2 protein-coding genes, 1 rRNA gene and 1 pseudogene are annotated in these 2,168 nt (G+C 71.6%); 3 read left to right on the top strand and 1 reads right to left on the bottom strand.

The features are described 5' to 3' along the window. Positions 1 to 18: 18 nt before the first annotated feature. The 3 genes from rrf to DN069_RS38755 all read left to right on the top strand — a co-directional run bounded on the left by rrf (position 19) and on the right by DN069_RS38755 (position 1,822). Positions 19 to 135 (top strand): 5S ribosomal RNA (gene rrf / locus DN069_RS38765). 72 nt (positions 136 to 207) lie between these two features. Beyond that, positions 208 to 828 (top strand): TetR/AcrR family transcriptional regulator, encoded by a 621-nt coding sequence (locus DN069_RS38760; protein WP_243640338.1) that lies wholly within the window; start codon positions 208 to 210, stop codon positions 826 to 828. Positions 829 to 919: 91 nt separating this feature from the next. Beyond that, entirely contained in the window at positions 920 to 1,822 is a 903-nt protein-coding gene (locus DN069_RS38755; RefSeq protein ID WP_111507930.1) for an alpha/beta hydrolase, read from the top strand. Between the two features lie 49 nt (positions 1,823 to 1,871). Here DN069_RS38755 and DN069_RS38750 read toward each other — a convergent pair. Continuing rightward, positions 1,872 to 2,168 (bottom strand): annotated as a pseudogene (locus DN069_RS38750) (hypothetical protein); the annotation flags it as partial.

Genomic DNA, 2,168 nt, shown 5'->3' with positions numbered 1-2,168 from the left:
TGCACGATCTCATCGTGTTTCGGTGGTCATAGCGTGAGGGAAACGCCCGGTTACATTCCGAACCCGGAAGCTAAGCCTTACAGCGCCGATGGTACTGCAGGGGGGACCCTGTGGGAGAGTAGGACGCCGCCGAACAACTTTTGAAATGAAGGCCCCTGACCACTGGTCAGGGGCCTTCATTGCGTTGTGCCGTTGTACGCTCCGCTGGTGGAGACGAACGCGGGATATCGACGGTCCACCGGGACGCCTCGGGGCGAGGCTCGCCGGCGGGAGTTGCTGGAGCGGGTCACCGACGACCTTGCCGTGAACGGGCTGGTTGACTTCTCGTTGCGGCGTGCCGCACGCGCTGCCGGCACCACGCACAAGGTGTTGCTCTACCACTTCGACGGCGCGGAGGATCTGCTGCGCCAGGCGGTGTTCAAGCTGCGCGAGCGCCGGATCGAGAACGCCATGGCTGCGGTGGCGGAGGGCGCACCGAAGTCGTCCCTCGCCGATCGCGTCCGCCTTGTCTGGCCGATGCTGGTGGGGGAGGAGGCGGGCCTGGCCCGGGTGCTCGACCAGGCGATGGGTCTGGCCATGTACGACCCCGAGCGGCACCGCGACCTGGGGCGTCACGCCTCCGAGCAGTACCTCCCCATCCTGGTCGGGCTGTGCCCGCCGGAGTGGTCGGAGCGGCGGAAGCGCGGGGTCGCCGAGATGGTGCTGGCCACGCTTCGCGGGTTCCTGCTGGAGCGGCTGATCAGTGGCGACGAGGAGGGAGTGGCGGCCGGCTTCGAGGCGCTGCTGCGCGCGCTGGAGCGCGAGGAAGCGGCTGGCACCGCTGCATAGGTCGGTCGGCGGATCGGCATGGACGCAAAGTGAACCATGTGGTTCACTCGGTGGTGTAGGCGAATCCGGTCGGGTGGGCTCGGAGGTCAACATGCAGACTTCGGTACAGCGGGAGAAGGTCCGCTTTCCCAGCGGTGGCGCCGAGTGCGCGGCCTGGTACTACCCCGGGCGCAACGGCGCGTGTGTGGTCATGGCAGGCGGGTTCGCCGTGCCGAAGGGGCCGGGGACGGACCGGTTCGCTGCGCGCTTTCAGGAGGCGGGGCTCCATGTCCTGGCCTTCGACTTCCGCGGGCTGGGGGAGAGCGGCGAGGGGGCCTGCCCCGTCGTGACGCCCGGTGGCCAACTGGTCGACTGGAAGGCGGCGTTGGCTTTCGCGGCGGGCCTGCCGGGTGTCGACGCCGGGAGGATCGGGATCTGGGGGTTCTCGGCGACGGGCGGGCAGGTCCTCCAGGTCGCGGCGGGTGAGCCGGCCGTGGCGGCGGTCGTGGCCCAGACACCCGGACTCGGCGGCCCCTCCGGCGGCCTGAACGCCGCACGGCAGCAGAGCCCGCTGGCGATGCTGCGGTTGCTCGGGCGCGGTGTGGTGGACGAGGTGGGCTCGTGGATCGGGCGTCCGTCGCGGGCCGTGCCGCTGGGCGGTCGCCGTGGTGAGGTTGCGGTGCTGACGACACCGGAGGCCGGGTTGACGCCGAGTCCGCTCGATCCGGACGGCGCGTACCCGGAGTGGCGTCAGGTCGTCGCGGCGCGTTCCGCGCTGCGGCAGGCGCTGGTCGATCCGGGGCGGCATGCGGCGCGCGTGCGGTGTCCCGTGCTCTTCGTGGTGTGCGAGGACGACCGGTCCGCGCCTCCGGGTCCCGCGCTCGCGGCGGCGGGGCGCGTGCAGCGTGCCGAGGTGGTGAGGCTGCCCGGGATGCACTACGCGCCGTTCCAGGAGGCGCACGAGCAGGTCGTCCAGGCCGAAGTGGCCTTTCTGCGGCGCCACCTGACGGCCTGACCGGCCCGACGTTCGGGCCGGTCTCAGCCGAGCACGCCCGTGGGCACGGTCAGCAGCTGCAGCCGTCCAGGGCGCCGCAGCACTCGATGGCCTCGCAGCAGCTCTGGTCGCAGCAGCAACAGTCGCAGCAGTCGCAATCGCAGTCGCAGTCCCGGCAGGCGCCGCGCTTGCGGTGGCCGGTGCACGGGCTCTCGTACTCGTCGCGGCAGCAGGCCTGGCAGGTGCAGCAGAGCAGGGTCCACATGCCGCAGGCGCGCAGCAGGTTGTTGCGCCGGGGCGGAATCGGCGGCGGGGGAGGGGGCACGGGTCCGCCGTCGAACGGTCCGGGGCCGTAGGGACCGCCGCC

It is taken from the genome of Streptacidiphilus pinicola, assembly GCF_003258295.1.
Lineage (GTDB): Bacteria > Actinomycetota > Actinomycetes > Streptomycetales > Streptomycetaceae > Streptacidiphilus > Streptacidiphilus pinicola.
The sequence above is the reverse complement of the archived record's forward strand: the minus strand, read 5'-3'. Positions and strand labels throughout refer to the sequence as shown.

Excerpts from the sequence above, each read along its gene's own strand:
- DN069_RS38755 (WP_111507930.1), top strand. The coding sequence starts at position 920 with ATGCAGACTTCGGTACAGCGGGAGAAGGTCCGCTTTCCCAGCGGTGGC.